The organism is Candidatus Mycobacterium methanotrophicum (assembly GCF_023515995.1).
GTDB lineage: Bacteria > Actinomycetota > Actinomycetes > Mycobacteriales > Mycobacteriaceae > Mycobacterium > Mycobacterium methanotrophicum.
The window spans coordinates 1,281,276-1,294,361 of sequence record NZ_CP097320.1 but is presented as its reverse complement, the minus strand read 5'-3'; the positions used below and the strand labels follow the sequence as shown (position 1 = coordinate 1,294,361).

Sequence of the window (13,086 nt, the reverse complement as noted above, 5' to 3'; positions counted from 1 at the left end):
TGCGGCTGCGGATGGCCTGCCGGACGACGGCCGCGTTGGCGTTGGCGCTGCTGATGCTGTTCCTGCTGACCAGGGCCACGCACCAGCCGCTGACCGTCGCACTGTTGGGTGTGCTGATCACGATGACCTCGTCGCGCTCGGTCAACGAGCCCGGTCCGCACCGGCAGAGAGTCACCATGGCGCTGCTGCCGCTCCCCGCCGCGGCGGCCATCAGCACTGCTGTGGAGCTGGCGCCACACCGGTTGGCCGCCGATGGGGTGTTCGTGGCGGTGGTGTTCACCGCGGTCTACATCCGCCGATTCGGCCCACGTGGCACCGCGCTGGGAATGGTCACGTTCATGGCCTACTTCTTCACGCTGTTGCGGGCGCGGATGGCCATCGTCATCGATACCACGGCCGATCTGGTGCGGACCGGGGAGATCGACGAACGGCGCCGGCGCCGCCTGAGAATCCGGACCGCTCGCCTCAACGAAACGGCGTTGCTGGCCCAAGCGCAGATCGAAGACCGGGTCAATCCCGGAGCGCTGTGGCCCGGCGTCACCGCCGAGGACCTCGGCATGTGGTTGTTCGACGCCGAGCTGACCGCCGAGCGCGTCGCGAGTGCCGGCGCCCGGGCCGCAGAGGCAGACTTGCCCGCCGCCACCCGCATCGAACTGGCCGCGGCGGTCAGCCAGCTGAGCAGGGCAATCCGGCTACCACACCCCGACAGGCTTCGCCGGGCCGCAGAGATGGCTCAGCGGCTGGTCGATCGGTCGTCACGCCCCGCCGACCTGCCGGTGCGCCGCCTGGCCCTGGCCATCATCGAGAGCGCACAAGCAACTGCCGACGTCCGTGCGATTGTTCAGCGCGTCGAGACCCGAGCTGCCATGCAGGTTGGCAACGGTAGGCCGGCACCGAAGGCCGTCGACGAGACGCAAGTCCAGCCCCCGCTGCTGCACGGGGATACCTGGCTGATCAAGCACCGCAAGGTGTCGACGGACTGGGCGGCCCCCGACTCGGCGATGGCTCATAAGGCAACAGTGGAACTGGTGCTCGACTGTGCAGATCCGGAGACGCTCGCTGTGTTCTGGCGCGAGGCGCTCAACTACCGCCAGTACTACACGAACGCAAAGCTGATTGTGCTGGTCCCGAAAAACGGCATCGCCTCACCGCTTCTCCTGCAGTGCGTGCCCGAACCCAAAGCGGGCAAGAACCGCATGCACCTCGACATCGTGGTCGACGACATCGAGGCCGAGGCACACCGGTTGCAGGCACTCGGCGCTCAGCGCATCGACGAAGGCGTACACGCCGTCGGGGACACCCGATGGGTGCGAATGGCTGACCCCGAGCAGAACGAGTTCTGCGTCTCCACCGGCGTGGAGTGGTAAGAACGTGCACCTGGCCGTGGCACCATGGACGGCTATGTCCGACGTAAACCGGCGCCGCTTTCTCGGGGCGCTCTCTGCCACCGTTCTCGGCGGCATGGGCATGGCGCGCGCGGTACTCGGCGATCCGTTACAAACTCCCAAGGCCAGGGCTGCTCCGGCGGCGCCACGCCCACCAGGGGGCAAGGTCGTTCCTGCTCCGTTGCCGCCGCAGCCTGCGCCGATCGTGCGGGTACCGCTGCCCGGTGGCGGCGTGCTCACCAAGTTGCCCGGCGACGGCAATCTGCTGGCACTGACCGTTGATGACGGCGTCAACACCGACGTCGTGCGCCTCTACACAGAGTTCGCCAGAGATACCGGCGTACGGCTGACCTACTTCGTCAACGGCGTGTACCGCTCGTGGACCGAAAACGTGGCGTTGCTGCGTCCGTTGGTCGAATCAGGCCAGATTCAGCTGGGCAACCACACGTGGTCGCATCCGAACCTGACCAAGATGCCGGCAAGTCGAGTGGCTCAAGAGATTTCCCGCAACGACGACTTCTTGAAACGAACGTTCGGCGTGGCCGCGAGGCCGTACTTTCGACCGCCGTACGGAAGGCACAACGCGACCGTCGATGCCGTGGCCGCCGATCTCGGCTACACCGCAATCACGCTGTGGTCGGGCTCGCTGTCGGATTCCACCGTGATCACCGAGGACTACATCGTCCAGATGGCCGGGAAATACTTCACGGGGCAGGCGATCGTGCTCGGTCACCTCAACCACCCGCCGGTCACCCACGTCTACGGGCAACTCTGCGATCTGATACGGGCCCGCAACTTGCGCACCGTTACCCTCAACGATGTCTTTCTCGCATAGCCTCTGACGCTGGTGGCAGGTCCAGGATTCGAACCTGGGTAGGCATACGCCGACGGATTTACAGTCCGCTCCCATTGGCCGCTCGGGCAACCTGCCGTTGTGGTACGGGTAGCAAGAGTACAACGAGGATGTACCCGGGGCGCAAACGGCCAACCTCAACCGGAAGGGGACTGATCCAGTGGCGGATTCATCGTTCGACGTCGTCAGCAAGATTGATCGCCAGGAGGTCGACAACGCCCTCAACCAGGCCGCCAAGGAACTGGCCACGCGGTTCGACTTCCGCGGCACCGACACCAAGATCGCCTGGAAGGGCGACGAGGCGATCGAGCTGACCAGCTCGACCGAGGAGCGTGTCAAGGCCGCCCTCGACGTGTTCAAGGAGAAGCTGATCCGTCGCGACATCAGCCTCAAGGCCTTCGACGCCGGTGAGCCGCAGGCCTCCGGCAAGACCTACAAGGTCACGGGCACCCTCAAACAGGGCATCAGCAGCGAAAACGCCAAGAAGATCACCAAGCTCATCCGCGACGAGGGTCCCAAGACCGTCAAGACCCAGATCCAGGGCGACGAGGTCCGCGTAAGCAGCAAAAAGCGAGACGACCTGCAGGCCGTGATCGCGATGCTCAAGAACGCCGACCTCGACGCGGCTTTGCAGTTCGTGAACTATCGGTAGGCGTGCGATTCTTGCAACCATGCCAACTGCATGAATCGCATGTAGCATGGTGGGCATGACCACTGCCGACGACCTGGTCGTCGCGACGCGACGCGTTCGGGAAAGTGCCCAAGCCGTAGGCGCTGCACTGTCATCGGTCGCGGTGTACGCCGAGCCCGCTATTGCTCGCGCCGTACAGGCCGAGCAGAACCTCTACACGCGCATCGAGGCCGAGTTCGGAATGCTGACCAGTACCGACGCTGGCAAGCAGATGGGGTCTCGGTCACGTGCTCCGCGTAACCTCGCCACCACCGCCCATCGCAACAACACACTTATCGCTGTCCGGCAAGGCAACAGCCTCGTCTACCCCGGGTTTCAATTCGGGCCAGACGGGCAGCCACTTGCCGTGATCGGCTGCTTGCGCGAAATCGCGGAAGCCAATGAATGGTCGGAAGCGGGCCTTGTGCAGTGGCTGTGCTCGCCGACGACCTACTTCGACGGGGATCGGCCCGTTGACCGCCTCGCCGAGGATCCGGACCAAGTTGTCACCGTGGCGGCGGATGCCCTGGCCGTTTCGTGGTGAAAGGGCCGCCAACCCCCTTCAAGCCCGCCATCGAATGTCTGCCGTCCGGACACCTGCTGTATCGGGTCTTCACCGCGGCCCGCAAACCGACTGAATTCAACCCTGGTGTGGGTGCTCCGACCCGGTTCGGCTTCTTCGGCCAACCGGTGGTGCCCATCATGTACACGGCCGACAACGAAACGGCCGCCGTCGCCGAGACCCTTCTGCACGACATCCCGGTCGAAGGCGGCCTTTTGCCCTACGACAATTACTCGCGCAAAGCTCTCGCCCGCCTGAAGGACACCCGCGAGTTGCGCCTCGCTGTTTTGCACGGCATCGATTTACGCCGCCTCAAGGTCGGCCCCGAGGACGTCACGTCCAGCCCCGCATCCACTTACGCGAACACTGTGCATTGGGCGAAAGCAGCGCACGGAATCGGCCTGGACGGCATGGTGTGGATGTCACGATTGTGCAATAACACGAAGTCGTACGCCTTCTTCGGCGACCGGTGCGCTGATGCGTTCACTCAAGACACGTCGCACGCGCGGATCTTCGCCAGTCCCGCCGACCAGACCTGGCTGATCGACCTATGCGCACCACTGCATGTCGACGTCCTGCTTCAGGCTCGATAATCGGGTGCCTAATCTAGTGACATGAGCGTGGCGCCACCGGACATGGAAGACGTTGACGTCGTCATCATCGGCGCCGGCTTCTCGGGGCTGGGCGCGGCCTACCGCATCATCGAGCGCAACCCCGGCACGCGCTACGTCATCTTGGAGCGGCGCGCGCAGATCGGCGGCACCTGGGACCTGTTCCGCTATCCGGGCGTCCGCTCCGACAGCAGCATCTTCACCTTGTGTTTCCCGTGGGAGCCGTGGACCCGGAAAGAAGGGGTGGCCGACGGGGTGCACATCCGCGAATACCTGTGCGCCACCGCGCACAAGCACGGCATCGACCGCCACATCCGGTTCAACAGCTACGTTCGCTCGGCGGACTGGGATTCCTCGACCGACACCTGGACGGTCACCGTTGAACAGGAAGGTGGGGCCGGCGCGCTCTACCGCGGGCGCTTCGTGTTCTTCGGGTCCGGCTACTACAACTACGACGAGGGCTACACCCCGGGCTTCCCCGGCATCAAAGAATTCGGCGGGACCGTCGTGCATCCGCAGCACTGGCCCCAAGGCCTCGACTACGCCGCCAAGAAGATGGTGGTCATCGGCAGCGGCGCCACCGCCATGTCGCTGATCCCGTCGCTGGCCGAAAAGGCGTCCAAGGTGACCATGCTGCAGCGGTCGCCGACTTATCTATTCTCGGCGTCCAGATACAGCCCGTCCGCGGATTTGTTGCGGACAGTGTTGCCGGGCAAGGTTGCTCATCAGATCATCAGGCTGCGCAACGCCCTCCTGGAAGGAATGATCTGGTTCTTGGCGCGTAAAACACCGGGCTTCATTAGATGGGTGATCCGCCGTATCGCGATCAGCAAGCTGCCCGTGGGCTACGACGTCGACACCCATTTCAAGCCGCGCTACAACCCGTGGGATCAGCGGCTGTGCCTGATCCCTGATGCCGACCTGTACGTCGCGATCAGTGACGGCCGCGCCGAAGTGGTCACCGACCGCATCGACCACTTCGATTCCACCGGAATCGTTCTGAAGTCCGGTGGGCACCTCGACGCCGACATCATCGTCACCGCCACCGGCCTGCAACTGCAGGCGCTCGGCGGCGTCACGGTGTCCGTGGACGGCGGCGAGATCAAGCCGCAGCACCGCTTCGTCTACAAGGCCCACATGTTGGAGGGTGTGCCGAACCTGTTCTGGTGCGTCGGGTATACCAACGCGTCGTGGACGCTGCGCGCTGACATGACCGCCCGTGCGACGGCAAAGTTGCTGGCGTACATGGAATCTCATGGCTACACGCATGCCTATCCGCATCTCGACGGTAAGCCGATGCCCGAAAAGCCGTCGTGGGACATCCAGGCCGGTTACGTGCTGCGCTCGCCGCACGCGCTGCCCAAATCCGGCACCAAGCGGCCGTGGAACGTTCGGCAGAACTACTTCGCCGACGCCATCGACTACCGGTTCGACCGGGTCGAGGAGGCCATGGTGTTCGGCCGGGCAGACGAAAAGGCGGCGCTGACGGGGTAGGCGCAATACGCTGGTCGCCATGGCTGCTGCTTTGCGCGAACCGAACGTCGTCGTTTTGGGTGGCGGTTCCTGGGGCACCACCGTCGCTTCCATCTGCGCGCGCCGCGCACCGACGCTGCAATGGGTCCGCTCGGAAGCTACCGCCAAGGACATCAACGAAAACCACCGCAACACCCGCTATCTGGGCAAGGACGTCGTTCTCAGCGAAACGTTGCACGCCACTACCGACTTCAGCGAAGCCGCCAATGCCGCCGACGTCGTCGTCATGGGCGTGCCGTCGCACGGGTTCCGCGACGTGCTCACCGAACTGGCGGCCGAGCTGCGGCCGTGGGTGCCGGTGGTGTCTTTGGTCAAAGGCCTCGAGCAAGGCACCAACATGCGGATGTCGCAGGTCATTGAGGAAGTGCTGCCCGGGCATCCGGCCGGCATCCTTGCCGGCCCCAACATCGCCCGCGAGGTAGGCGAGGGATACGCAGCCGCCGCAGTGCTGGCGATGCCCGACAGCCACCTGGCCGCGCATTTGGCACAACTGTTCAGCACCAGGCGGTTTCGCGTGTACACCACCGACGACGTGATCGGCGTTGAGATGGCCGGCGCGCTGAAGAACGTCTACGCGATCGCCGTCGGCATGGGCTACTCGTTGGGCATCGGCGAGAACACCCGCGCCTTGGTGATGGCGCGCTCGGTGCGCGAGATGTCAAAGCTGGGCGAGGCTATGGGCGGGCAACGCGACACCTTCGCCGGGTTGGCCGGCATGGGCGATCTGATCGTCACCTGCACCAGCCAGCGCAGCCGCAACCGCCACGTCGGTGAGCAGCTCGGTGCCGGCAAACCGATCGACGAGATCATCAAGTCGATGAACCAAGTCGCCGAGGGTGTCAAGGCGGCCAGCGTGATCATGGAGTTCGCCGACGAGTACGGGTTGAACATGCCGATCGCGCGTGAGGTCGACGCCGTCATCAACCACGGCGCAACCGTCGAAGACGCCTACCGCGGATTGACCGCGGAGAGGCCTGGCCACGAGGTGCACGGCGCGGGTTTCTGACTCATCAGTCACAGCAGTACCGCGAGCTGGGGCCAACCCGTTTCGCAAAAGAGGCCGTATGCGATATCAGAGGTCGAAGAGCCCGGTTGGCGGCCGATCGGCGAGCTTCTGCACTGCCCACTGATTCAGCGACACGTGCTGCTCGGCGGCCTGCTCGACGTCGGCGATGGCCTGCTGCATCGTCGGCGCCCACCTTGGCAGCCAAGACAATTCAAGGCAGCGACCGACGTATTCGCCGTGCTCAGCAGACCACTCCGCGCGGTACGTGTAACGATTCATAGGGGCGTGATATCACATGCGGGGTGAAACGCAGATTCACCACAGGCCTGGCTTGTGGAGACTCATGGGGCCGCCGCGGCTAACGCCCGGCCATTTCCTCGAGCCGGCGGATCCGGTCGGCGATCGGCGGGTGCGTCGAGAACAGCGACCCGATTCGTTCGCCGTTGCGAAACGGGTTGGCGATCATCAGATGCGCCTGGGCGGCCAGCTGGGGCTCGGGGGGCAGCGGCGCGGCCTGCACGCCACCGGAGATCTTGCGCAGCGCCGAGGCCAACGCCAACGGATCGCCGGTCAGCAGCGCACCCGACTCGTCGGCCTGGTATTCCCGCGAACGCGAAACCGCCATCCTCACCACCGTCGCCGCGATCGGGCCGAGCATCGAAACAAACAGCAGCGCAAAGGGGTTGGCGCCATCGCGGTTGTTGCCGCCGAACATGCCGGCGAACATCGCCATGTTCGCCAATGCGGTGATCACCGATGCCAGCGCGCCGGCCACACACGAGATCAGGATGTCGCGGTTGTAGACGTGCGAAAGCTCATGACCCAAGACCGCACGCAGCTCACGCTCGTTGAGGATGTTCAGAATCCCGGTGGTGCAGCACACCGCGGCGTTGCGCGGGTTGCGCCCGGTGGCGAACGCGTTGGGCGCGACAGTGTCGCTGATGAACAGCCGCGGCATCGGCTGGTGGGCCGCGGTGGCCAGCTCACGCACGATCCGGTAGATCACCGGCTCCTGCACCTCCGACACCGGCTGAGCATGCATCGCCCGCAGTGCCAGCTTGTCGCTGTTGAAGTACGTGTAGACGTTCATGCCGACGGCAAACAGCACAGCGATCCACAGCGCCGTTCGGCCGAACAGCCCGCCGACGAACACGATCAGCGCCGACATGCCTACCAGCAACGCAAACGTCTTGAACGTGTTGTGGTGCGGATGCCAGGTCATCAAATTCCTCCTACGAACATCCGGGACTCGCTCATTCAACGCGCACAACATGCCAGCAGGTTCCCGAAGCTAGCCGTGTCGGCTGATCGTGTAGTCGACCAGCGTCGCCAGCGCCCGCCGCCCGGGGCTGTCGGGCAGCCCCGCTAACTCCTCACCCGCCTGCACCGCATATCGCGCCACGGTGGCCTTGGCCTCGGCCATGCCCGCCGAGGCCCGTAACAGCGCCAACGCCTCGGCCAGCCGCGCGTCGTCGTCGATGGGGCCGACCAGCAGTTCGTGCAGCCGATCCACCTCCGGTCCGCTGTCGTGCAACGCGTAGAGCACTGGCAACGTGTGGACGCCTTCACGCAAGTCGGTGCCGGGCAGCTTGCCGGACTCGTCGGGGTCGCTGTCGATGTCGATGATGTCGTCGGAGATCTGAAACGCCGTACCGAGGATGCCGCCCAGTCGGCTTAGCCGCTGGATCTGATCATCGTCGGCGCCGGAGAACTTCGCGCCGAACTGCCCTGCCGCCCCGATCAGACAGGCCGTCTTCTCGTGCACCACCTTCAGGTAGTGCTCGATGGGATCGGCGCCGTCGGCCGCTCCGCGCGTCTCGCGCATCTGACCGGTCACCAGCTGGGCGAATGTCTCGGCGATGATCCGCACCGCGTCGGGGCCCAGCCGCGATACCAGCCGCGAGGCCGTCGCGAACAGGTAGTCGCCGGCCAAGATCGCGACGTTGTTGTCCCACCGCACGTTGGCGCTGGGCGCGCCGCGGCGCACCTCGGCCTCGTCCATCACGTCGTCGTGGTAGAGCGTGGCCAGATGCACCAGTTCGATGACGGCCCCGGCAATGGTGACCTCGTCGGCGTCCGGCCGCGGTCCCAGCTGCGCCGACAGCACTGTGAACAGCGGGCGGAAGCGTTTGCCGCCGGCCTCGAACAGGTGCAGCACGGCCTCGGTCATCAGGCCATCAGAGCCGCGCAGCTCGGTTTCCATCACTTGCTCGATGCGAGCAACCCCGTCCCGCACTCCGGTGGCAAACGCGGCGTCGCCCAAGTCGCTGAGATCTAGGCCCGCCACCACAGTCGCCGGAGTCCTCACGGCACCAACATACTGGTGAACATGGGATCGGATGCCGACGTGGTGGTCGTGGGCGCCGGACCGGCCGGGTCGGCGGCGGCCGCCTGGGCCGCTCGGGCGGGCCGTGACGTGCTGGCGATCGACGCGGCGAACTTTCCCCGCGACAAGGCCTGCGGCGACGGGTTGACGCCCCGCGCGGTCGCCGAGCTGGAGCGGTTGGGCCTGGGCGACTGGCTAAATGCCCGAATCCGGCATCGCGGGCTTCGCATGAGCGGCTTCGGCGGCGAGGTGGAAGTCGACTGGCCCGGCCCGTCGTTCCCGTCGACCGGCAGCGCGGTGGCCCGCGTCGAGCTGGATGACCGGATCCGCAAAGTCGCCGAGGACGCCGGTGCGCGGATGCGTCTCGGCGTCAAAGCGGTTGGGGTGCGTCATGATTCGTCAGCCAGGGTGGTGTCGGTCGCGCTGGCCGACGGGACCGAGGTCGGGTGCCGCGAGCTGATCGTCGCCGACGGCGCCCGCTCGCCGTTGGGGCGCGTTCTGGGCCGGCGCTGGCATCAGGACACCGTCTACGGCATTGCCGCCCGCGGCTACCTGGCCACGCCGCGCAGCGACGAGCCGTGGCTGACCTCGCACCTGGAACTGCGTTCCCCCGACGGCGCGGTGCTGCCGGGCTACGGCTGGATCTTCCCGCTGGGCAACGGCGAGGTGAACGTCGGCGTGGGTGCACTGTCGACCTCCAAGCGGCCAGCTGAGCTGGCGCTGCGACCGCTGATGTCGTATTACACCGACCTGCGCCGCGACGAGTGGGGGTTCAGCGGCCAGCCGCGCGCAGTGTCGTCTGCCCTGCTGCCGATGGGCGGTGCGGTGTCGGGGGTGGCCGGCCGGAACTGGATGCTGATCGGCGACGCCGCCGCCTGTGTCAACCCGCTGAACGGCGAGGGCATCGACTACGGGCTGGAGACCGGGCGGCTGGCCGTCGAGCTGCTGGGTTCGGCCGGCCTGTGGCCGTCGGTGTTGCAGTCGCATTACGGGCGCGGGTTTTCGGTGGCTCGCCGGCTGGCATTGCTGTTGACGTTCCCGCGGTTCTTGCCGGCGACCGGTCCGATCGCGATGCGCTCGACGGCGCTGATGGGCGTCGCGGTGCGGGTGATGGGCAACCTGGTCACCGACGACGACGCCGACTGGGTCGCTCGGGTGTGGCGCGGCGGTGGGCTGGCCTCGCGGCTGATCGACCGCCGAAAGCCGTTCAGCTAGTCGGCCTCTGCGCCGAGCGTGCGCAGCTGTCCGCCCGTCACGGCGTGTCGGCGTACAGCTGCGCACGCTCGCGGCAAGAAAAGTCAGCTGGGCGCCTTGTAGGCGGCGTGCAATGCGACGATGCCGCCGGTCAGGTTGCGCCACCGCACCGCCGACCATCCGGCAGCTGAAATCTGACGCGCCAGCGCGGGCTGGTCGGGCCAGGCCCGAATCGACTCGGCCAGGTACACATACGCCTCCGGATTGCTCGACACCACCCGCGCTAACCGCGGCAGCGCCCGCATCAAATACTCCTTGTAGGCCGTCGCCAATAGCCGGTTGGTGGGCGTGGAGAATTCGCACACCGCCAACCGCCCGCCGGGACGGGTGACCCGAGCCATCTCGCGCAGCGCCGCGTCGCGGTCGGCGATATTGCGCAGCCCGAAACTGATCGTGACGGCGTCGAACACGTTGTCGCCGAATGGCAATCGGGTCGCATCACCGGCGACCTTCGGCACGATGCGCGCCCGTCCGGCTGCCAACATTCCGATCGAAAAGTCCGTCGCCACGCACCACGCGCCGGAGCCGGCCAGCTCCACCGTCGACACCGCGGTGCCCGCGGCCAGATCTAGCACCTTCTGACCCGATCTGATGTCCAGCGCCAACCGGGTGGCGCGACGCCAATACCGGTCCTGGCCGAGCGACAACACGGTGTTGGTCAGATCGTAGCGCCGGGCCACGCCGTCGAACATCGACGCGACGTCTCGGGGGTCCTTGTCCAAGGCAGCACGACTCACGAGTCGACGGTACAGCCCGGGGCTAGCTCAGGCGGCCACTGCACGCCGGTTGCCCCGCACCGCGTCGTAGTGGCCGAGCAGCTCGTCGCAGATCGCCGACCAGCTGCGGTGCAGCACGCTGCGCCGGGCTGCCAACGCGTAGCGCTGTCGTTCGGCCAGCAGGTGCGCGACAGCCGAGGGCAGCTGCGCCTCGAACTCGTTGACCCCCAACAACAGTCCGGTGCGCCACGGGATAACCAGATCGCGCGGTCCGCCGGCGTCGGGGGCTATCACCGGCAACCCCGACGCCAGCGCTTCCTGCACGACTTGGCAGAACGTCTCGTGCTCGCCGGCGTGCACGAAGACATCCATGCTGGCATACGCTTCGGCGAGCTCGTCGCCGTACAGCGCGCCAGTGAATACAGCTGTGGGCATTGCTGATCGCAGCTTGGCACGGTCGACCCCGTCGCCGACGATGACCACCTGCACCGTGTCGCTGGAAGCCAACCCGATCAGCCGCTCGACATGCTTCTCCGGCGCCAGCCGCCCGACAAACCCGACGATTGGCTTGCCGTCCGGGGACCAGTGCTGCCGCAGGACCTCATTGCGAGCCGACGGTACATAGCGGATCACGTCGACGCCGCGTGCCCACTGGTACACTCGCGGAACACCGTGTGCAACAAGGGATTCCATTGTAGCAGTGGACGGCGCCAGGGTGCGGTCGGCGAGGCCGTGCAAGTGACGGAACCACGTCCATGCCGCCCGCGCGGTGATCCCGACCCCGTAGCTCTGCGCGAAACCCGGTACGTCGGTCTGATATACCGCGACCGTTGGCACGCCGAGACGCCGGGCCGCCCGCAGCCCGCCGTAGCCGAGCAGCGCCGGTGAGGCCAAATGCACGACGTCAGGGTCGAATCCGCGCAGGACGCTCACCAGCCGAGGCGTGGGCACTCCGAGGGGCAGCGTCGTCACCTTCGGAAACATTCGCGACGGCGTCCGGTGCACCCGGATACCGTCGTGGATCCGATCGGCCGGCGGCTGTCCCGGCGGCGTGTCGGGTGCTATGACAAGGGCTTCGTGACCGGTGCGGCGCAGGTGCTCGAGTATCCGAACCACCGAGTTGCTGACGCCGTTGATGTGCGGGAGGAAAGACTCCGTGACAATCGATACGCGCACACCATCACGGTGGCAGCGTCGCCTGTCGATATGGTTACCGACGGGCATACGTCATGCGAACTCTGCCGCAAAGAGGGCTGGACAATGCGGTTCTGCCTGCAGGCATGGGCGGTGGCGGCGCTGACCTTCCTTGACGCCAAGCATCGCAACGACCGTTTCCGCCCGAATCGCCAATGCGCTGTTCTTGGCGGCCGGTCCGGCGACATCGCCGACGGGGTATCAGGCTTTCGTGCAAGACCTCTTTCGCCACCAAAGTAAAGACGGCCAGAACAACAACGACATCGCGGCGATGGCCCGCCAAAGCGGGCTATCGCAGGTGGTCGCCGACCGGATCGCCGCCGGCGATCACGCTGTCGATACCGGCGCGCTCAACGACGCCAACAGAGCACGACTGGTTCAGGTCAATCCGGATCAGTCAGGCACGCCAACAGTTTACGACCTCAAAGCGAATAGGCTGGTCGATATTCACGACTCGAGTTGGCTGGACACCTTGCCCAGCTGACGGTCCAGCCGTTTGTCCGCCAAGGCCAGCCCGCCCAGCGCGACGGCGGCGATCAGCCAGCCGAACATCGCGATGGATCCGGCCGGGACGATGGACAGCTTGGAGTTACGGTGTTGCACTCGCACCAGATTGGGGTTGAGTTTGTCGTATTCGACGTAAATCCGCATGCCCGTTGCCAATTCGGACGGATACAGCACACCGAGCTCCGGACGGTAGGTGACCCGGTCCGGCGTCACGAATTCGACGGTGGAGCGCCGCGGTCCAGCGCTGAGCACCTCGGCCTCCGCCACTCCCATATTGCGTTGGATGGCAATGTCGTTGCGCCAGGCACCGGCTACCAGCAGCAACGACTGCAGCGTGACCAGCCCGGCCACGGTCAGCACCCCGATCCGTGCCCAGTGCACCACGCGATGCCCGCGAGTATCGGGCATGGCGCCGCTGCGATCGTGGATCAGGCTGCGCGCCAGGGCTTTAAATGATGCCAGCGCCGCC

General features: G+C 66.0%; 15 protein-coding genes, 1 tRNA gene and 1 pseudogene. 10 read left to right on the top strand and 7 right to left on the bottom strand.

All coding sequences use genetic code 11. From position 1 onward, the window contains the following. Window positions 1-11: 11 nt before the first annotated feature. The 3 genes and pseudogenes from M5I08_RS07065 to M5I08_RS07055 all read left to right on the top strand — a co-directional run. Window positions 12-893: pseudogene (locus M5I08_RS07065) on the top strand (FUSC family protein); the annotation flags it as partial. Continuing rightward, window positions 867-1,367, top strand: a complete 501-nt coding sequence (locus M5I08_RS07060) for a VOC family protein (RefSeq protein WP_370328624.1) — start codon at window positions 867-869, stop codon at window positions 1,365-1,367. The pseudogene M5I08_RS07065 and the gene M5I08_RS07060, both read left to right, overlap by 27 nt. 34 nt (window positions 1,368-1,401) lie before the next feature. Continuing rightward, on the top strand, window positions 1,402-2,220 hold the full coding sequence (locus tag M5I08_RS07055; RefSeq protein WP_219066325.1) for a polysaccharide deacetylase family protein: 819 nt from the start codon (window positions 1,402-1,404) through the stop codon (window positions 2,218-2,220). Window positions 2,221-2,230: 10 nt separating this feature from the next. On the opposite strand, the gene M5I08_RS07050 is transcribed toward M5I08_RS07055, so the two are convergent. After that, window positions 2,231-2,316: transfer RNA gene (locus M5I08_RS07050), tRNA-Tyr, on the bottom strand. Window positions 2,317-2,398: 82 nt separating this feature from the next. Between M5I08_RS07050 and M5I08_RS07045 the strand changes: the two genes are divergently transcribed. From M5I08_RS07045 to M5I08_RS07025, 5 genes are read left to right on the top strand one after another with little or no spacing between them, the layout of a single operon-like run. Further along, the gene (locus tag M5I08_RS07045; RefSeq protein ID WP_219066326.1) at window positions 2,399-2,890 is read left to right on the top strand and encodes a YajQ family cyclic di-GMP-binding protein; all 492 of its coding nucleotides are present in this window, start codon (window positions 2,399-2,401) and stop codon (window positions 2,888-2,890) included. A gap of 55 nt (window positions 2,891-2,945) precedes the next feature. After that, window positions 2,946-3,452 carry a hypothetical protein gene (locus M5I08_RS07040; protein WP_219066327.1) on the top strand — a complete coding sequence of 169 codons (507 nt, stop codon included), beginning with the start codon at window positions 2,946-2,948 and terminating at the stop codon, window positions 3,450-3,452. After that, window positions 3,446-4,063 carry an RES family NAD+ phosphorylase gene (locus tag M5I08_RS07035; protein WP_249763173.1) on the top strand — a complete coding sequence of 206 codons (618 nt, stop codon included), beginning with the start codon at window positions 3,446-3,448 and terminating at the stop codon, window positions 4,061-4,063. The genes M5I08_RS07040 and M5I08_RS07035 overlap by 7 nt, the downstream gene beginning before the upstream one ends. 21 nt (window positions 4,064-4,084) lie before the next feature. Beyond that, window positions 4,085-5,575, top strand: coding sequence for a flavin-containing monooxygenase (locus M5I08_RS07030; RefSeq protein WP_219066329.1), 1,491 nt, complete (start codon window positions 4,085-4,087; stop codon window positions 5,573-5,575). A gap of 19 nt (window positions 5,576-5,594) precedes the next feature. Beyond that, the gene (locus tag M5I08_RS07025) at window positions 5,595-6,620 is read left to right on the top strand and encodes an NAD(P)H-dependent glycerol-3-phosphate dehydrogenase (RefSeq protein WP_219066330.1); all 1,026 of its coding nucleotides are present in this window, start codon (window positions 5,595-5,597) and stop codon (window positions 6,618-6,620) included. A gap of 66 nt (window positions 6,621-6,686) precedes the next feature. Here the strand turns inward: M5I08_RS07025 and M5I08_RS07020 are convergent, their stop codons facing one another. The 3 genes from M5I08_RS07020 to grcC1 all read right to left on the bottom strand — a co-directional run bounded on the left by M5I08_RS07020 (window position 6,687) and on the right by grcC1 (window position 8,928). After that, window positions 6,687-6,899 (bottom strand): type II toxin-antitoxin system HicB family antitoxin, encoded by a 213-nt coding sequence (locus M5I08_RS07020; RefSeq protein WP_219066331.1) that lies wholly within the window; start codon window positions 6,897-6,899, stop codon window positions 6,687-6,689. A 79-nt stretch (window positions 6,900-6,978) separates the two neighbouring features. Continuing rightward, window positions 6,979-7,842 carry a zinc metalloprotease HtpX gene (htpX, locus tag M5I08_RS07015; protein WP_219066332.1) on the bottom strand — a complete coding sequence of 288 codons (864 nt, stop codon included), beginning with the start codon at window positions 7,840-7,842 and terminating at the stop codon, window positions 6,979-6,981. 69 nt (window positions 7,843-7,911) lie between these two features. After that, window positions 7,912-8,928: a nonaprenyl/(2E,6E)-farnesyl/geranylgeranyl diphosphat synthase gene (gene grcC1, locus M5I08_RS07010; protein WP_219066333.1), complete on the bottom strand. Its 1,017-nt coding sequence runs from the start codon at window positions 8,926-8,928 to the stop codon at window positions 7,912-7,914. A 21-nt stretch (window positions 8,929-8,949) separates the two neighbouring features. Between grcC1 and menJ the strand changes: the two genes are divergently transcribed. Further along, the gene (menJ, locus tag M5I08_RS07005; protein WP_370328588.1) at window positions 8,950-10,161 is read left to right on the top strand and encodes a menaquinone reductase MenJ; all 1,212 of its coding nucleotides are present in this window, start codon (window positions 8,950-8,952) and stop codon (window positions 10,159-10,161) included. A gap of 83 nt (window positions 10,162-10,244) precedes the next feature. Here the strand turns inward: menJ and M5I08_RS07000 are convergent, their stop codons facing one another. After that, on the bottom strand, window positions 10,245-10,937 hold the full coding sequence (locus M5I08_RS07000; RefSeq protein WP_219066335.1) for a demethylmenaquinone methyltransferase: 693 nt from the start codon (window positions 10,935-10,937) through the stop codon (window positions 10,245-10,247). A 27-nt stretch (window positions 10,938-10,964) separates the two neighbouring features. Then, window positions 10,965-12,092, bottom strand: a complete 1,128-nt coding sequence (locus M5I08_RS06995) for a glycosyltransferase family 4 protein (RefSeq protein WP_219066336.1) — start codon at window positions 12,090-12,092, stop codon at window positions 10,965-10,967. Between the two features lie 130 nt (window positions 12,093-12,222). Here M5I08_RS06995 and M5I08_RS06990 point away from each other — a divergent pair, with 130 nt between their 5' ends. Next, the gene (locus M5I08_RS06990) at window positions 12,223-12,594 is read left to right on the top strand and encodes a hypothetical protein (protein WP_219066337.1); all 372 of its coding nucleotides are present in this window, start codon (window positions 12,223-12,225) and stop codon (window positions 12,592-12,594) included. Here M5I08_RS06990 and M5I08_RS06985 read toward each other — a convergent pair. Next, the gene (locus tag M5I08_RS06985; RefSeq protein WP_370328623.1) at window positions 12,558-13,079 is read right to left on the bottom strand and encodes a DUF3592 domain-containing protein; all 522 of its coding nucleotides are present in this window, start codon (window positions 13,077-13,079) and stop codon (window positions 12,558-12,560) included. The genes M5I08_RS06990 and M5I08_RS06985 overlap by 37 nt on opposite strands. Between the last annotated feature and the right edge of the window lie 7 nt (window positions 13,080-13,086).